Source organism: Castellaniella sp. (genome assembly GCF_034007085.1).
Classification (GTDB): domain Bacteria; phylum Pseudomonadota; class Gammaproteobacteria; order Burkholderiales; family Burkholderiaceae_B; genus Castellaniella.
Genome location: NZ_JAVERO010000182.1, coordinates 1 through 3,381, shown reverse-complemented (window position 1 = coordinate 3,381; position 3,381 = coordinate 1). Strand labels below are relative to the sequence as shown.

The window sequence follows — 3,381 nt, the reverse complement described above, 5'->3', positions numbered from 1 at the left end:
CCTGAACCACACACTACAGGCCTGGGCCGCCGCAGGCCGCCTCACGCACCTGGACGGCCCGTTCCTGGATACCCAGGTGCAGGCGCTGTGCGCGGGGTACCGGAACGCGGTGGTGCTGGTTTAAGTCTCGTCCTTGACCACGGCAGTCGGGCCATTGGTCTTGACCGATTCGACGCCCTTGTCGCGGGCGGCCTCGGTCGTGTACATCTCGCTGCTGCCGATGATTTCGCCATTGGCGGCGACCAGATTGAAATAGAACGAACCGTTCTTGGCCGTCAGGCGGCGATAGCGCGCATCATCGGCGGCGCTCTTGCGCACCGATTCGATGCCCTGTTGGGCGGATGCCTTGGATGCATACCGCTGGCTGCTCAGGATCACCTGGTGATTGCCCGCCCTGAGATTGAACATGAACTGTTCGCCGCTGCGCTTGAGGATGTAATCGCCGCTCATGGGTTCGTCTCCGATTCCTGGATTTCTGGTTTCCGGGCGAACGCAACCTGCGCCCGTCCTTGCCTGAAAAACTATATCGCAAGCCAGGCCGATCACCCACCTCTGATCAGCAAATTATCGAATTTTGACTTTTCAGGCGGATGGCGCAGCAACGGCCCCACCCGCCCGGCCATCAAGCGCGGCCGCCCAGCGCCTTTTCGATTTTCTTGTCAGTGTTGTACTGGCTGAGCGCGTAGACCGCCCAGATCGCCGCCGGAATCCAGCCGATCAACGTGATCTGCAGCAGCAGACAAATGATCCCCGAAATGGGGCGGCCAATGGTAAAAAAAGCCAGCCAGGGCAGCAGCAGGGCAATGAGCAGTCGCATGTCTCGTTCCAGTCGTGTGGGAAAAAGAAACCGGCATTTTACCGAGAGATGCGACAGACAGGTGATCCCCCATGAAAACAGGGCGGGACCGCCTGTTGGCAGCCCCGCCCCGAGTCACAGGATCAGCATGCCTGTCTACTGGATATCCAGTTGCCGTGCGCCCTGATCGCCGACCTTCTTGGGCAGCGTCAGTTCCAGCACGCCATCCGCACAACGGGCGGACGCCGTGGCCACATCAATATCGTGGCCCAGGCTGAAACGGCGCATCTGCACGCCGTGATAGCGTTCGCGGCGCAGCACGGTTTCGCCGTCCTTTTGTTCTTCTTCCCGGGTCTTTTCCACCCGGATGGACACCACATTGCCCTCGATCGAGACCTTGATGTCTTCCTTGCGGGCGCCGGGGACTTCGGCCTTGACGGCATAGGCCTGTTCCGTTTCGGTCACGTCGATGTTCAGGCGCGGCTCGTCGGCACGACCCGACAGGGCCGCAGCCAGCGGAAAACGGTTGAAGAAGTCGTCGACGCCTCGCAGGCTTTCGAAACCTGCCAGATCCCCGAACGGATTGAAACGCGTCAGATGATTTGCCATGTCGAACCTCCCAGTACGGTCAACCATAGAAAACGGGTCGGACGGCGCACATGGACTGCGCCTCCAGCCCATAGTTTCAATATGGGTTTACCCTGACTGGAATTCAAGCGGTTCGCATGGAGAAAGGAACACAACCTTGACCGGTATCAAATCAGCCCAGGCCGGCTCCGCGCCATCAGTCGTCGGTCTCGTCCAAATGGAATTTGTGCATGATGCGATGGGCAATCGGCGCCAGCACGACACCCAGGGTCGCCATCACCACCAGGCCGACAAAAAAACCATAGACGGCGGAAAACGCCTTGCCGATGGAAGAATCCGGCAGCACATACGTGCCGATGCCGCCAATGACGAACGCGGCACTCATCCAGGCATCATGCCACGTATGCCCGCCCAGATAATGCCCCCCCAGCGCCCCCACCAGCAGCGTCACCGCCACCAGCAACAGAGCGTAGCCCACATGCCGCAGCATGCGGCGGCGGAACTGCGCGGGATGGAGCAAGGGTTCGTTACGGGATTCGTACATGGGGCTAGAGTCTACCCGGTTTCACGATGAAAAACCGCCGTGACCCCAGCCCGCATGCAACGACGCCAGCCTACTGCGCCGTATAGCCGCCATCGACGGTGTATTGCGAACCGCTGACGAAAGCGGCCTCGTCGGACAGCAGGAAGGCCACCACATTGGCGACGTCTTCCGATGTGCCTAGCCGCCCGATCGGGTGCAGCGCAACCAGCGCGTTGTATTCCTCGCGGCTGAGTTCGTTGAGCAGCGGCGTATCAATATAGCCGGGATGCACGGAATTGATGCGGATGCCCTTCGACGAGTACTGCAGCGCCGCGCTTTTGGTCAGGCCCGCGACCGCATGTTTTGCCGTCACGTAAGGCGCATAGCCGGCGGTACCCACCAGCCCCAGGATGGATGCGGTATTCACGATGGACCCGCCACCCGCCGCCAGCATGGCGGGGATCTGGTATTTCAGGCCGTAGAACACGGCGTCCAGGTTGATGCCCATCAGTTTTTTGTAGCCGTCGAGATCGACCTGATGCACCGGCCCCTGCGGCCCGATGATGCCGGCGTTGTTGAACGCCAGATGCAGGGCGCCGAATTTTTCGACCGCGAACGCCACCGCCGCCTCGTTCACTGCAGGGGACGTGAAATCGCCGCCAAACGCCACGGCCTTGCCGCCCGCGCCGGTGATATCGGCCACTACGGCCTGGGCAGCCTGTTCGTGCAAGTCCGCCACGACCACTGCCGCGCCTTCGGCGGCCAGCTTGACGGCGGTTGCCTTGCCGATGCCGGAAGCCGCGCCCGTGAGCAATGCTGTTTTACCCTCAAAGCGTTTTGACATGATGACACTCCTTTCTGCGTGATAATAAGATCCGCGCCCCCGATCAGGCGGCAGCGGTGGCAGTGGCTGCGCTGAATTCATTGAACGCAGCCACGGCATTGGCAGCATACATGGTCGCTGGGCCACCGCCCATGAACATGGCCACGGCCAGCGCTTCGTGGACTTCTTCGGTGGTCGCGCCCAGGCGGGCCAGGGCCCTGGAATGAAAACCGATGCAGCCGTCGCAGCGCGATGCCACGCCAACGGCCAGCGCGATCAGTTCCTTGGTCTTGGTGTCGAGTGCGCCGGGGGCCATGGCGGCCTTGACCATATCGCCAAAGCCTTTCATTACGTCTGGCTGGGTCTTGTGCAGCTGGGCCAGATTGCCGGAAAGATTCTGTGTAAGTTCCTTGTACTGCGTCGTCATGAAGAAATCCTGGTTCAGGAGGAAGGGTGGAATGGATGGCATGGGCCGAAACAACTACCGGTGACCGGCAGGGCTCTTTCATCCCCATAAAATTTAGTTTATTCTAATTTGTCGGCCCTGAAGAATTCAGTTCTCACCCATCACAACGGATTTCCGGCGATCAGAAGCCATGAATTCTGGCGGGGTAGCTCACCCCACAGGGATAGTTTCTGGATCCTCTGCCA

At 60.5% G+C, this 3,381-nt stretch carries 6 protein-coding genes; all 6 read right to left on the bottom strand.

Annotated features, from left to right (window positions below):
* Nucleotides 1-120 precede the first annotated feature (120 nt).
* The 6 genes from RBR29_RS11325 to RBR29_RS11300 all read right to left on the bottom strand — a co-directional run bounded on the left by RBR29_RS11325 (nucleotide 121) and on the right by RBR29_RS11300 (nucleotide 3,157).
* Entirely contained in the window at nucleotides 121-450 is a 330-nt protein-coding gene (locus tag RBR29_RS11325; RefSeq protein ID WP_320349359.1) for a YegP family protein, read from the bottom strand.
* Between the two features lie 172 nt (nucleotides 451-622).
* On the bottom strand, nucleotides 623-817 hold the full coding sequence (locus tag RBR29_RS11320) for a YqaE/Pmp3 family membrane protein (RefSeq protein ID WP_320349357.1): 195 nt from the start codon (nucleotides 815-817) through the stop codon (nucleotides 623-625).
* Between the two features lie 135 nt (nucleotides 818-952).
* Nucleotides 953-1,405, bottom strand: a complete 453-nt coding sequence (locus RBR29_RS11315) for an Hsp20/alpha crystallin family protein (protein ID WP_320349356.1) — start codon at nucleotides 1,403-1,405, stop codon at nucleotides 953-955.
* Between the two features lie 175 nt (nucleotides 1,406-1,580).
* Complete coding sequence (locus tag RBR29_RS11310) at nucleotides 1,581-1,928, bottom strand: two pore domain potassium channel family protein (RefSeq protein ID WP_320349354.1); 348 nt, start codon at nucleotides 1,926-1,928, stop codon at nucleotides 1,581-1,583.
* A 70-nt stretch (nucleotides 1,929-1,998) separates the two neighbouring features.
* A complete protein-coding gene (locus tag RBR29_RS11305; RefSeq protein WP_320349353.1) occupies nucleotides 1,999-2,751 on the bottom strand; it encodes a glucose 1-dehydrogenase in 753 nt (250 codons plus the stop codon).
* A 43-nt stretch (nucleotides 2,752-2,794) separates the two neighbouring features.
* A complete protein-coding gene (locus RBR29_RS11300; RefSeq protein WP_320349352.1) occupies nucleotides 2,795-3,157 on the bottom strand; it encodes a carboxymuconolactone decarboxylase family protein in 363 nt (120 codons plus the stop codon).
* Between the last annotated feature and the right edge of the window lie 224 nt (nucleotides 3,158-3,381).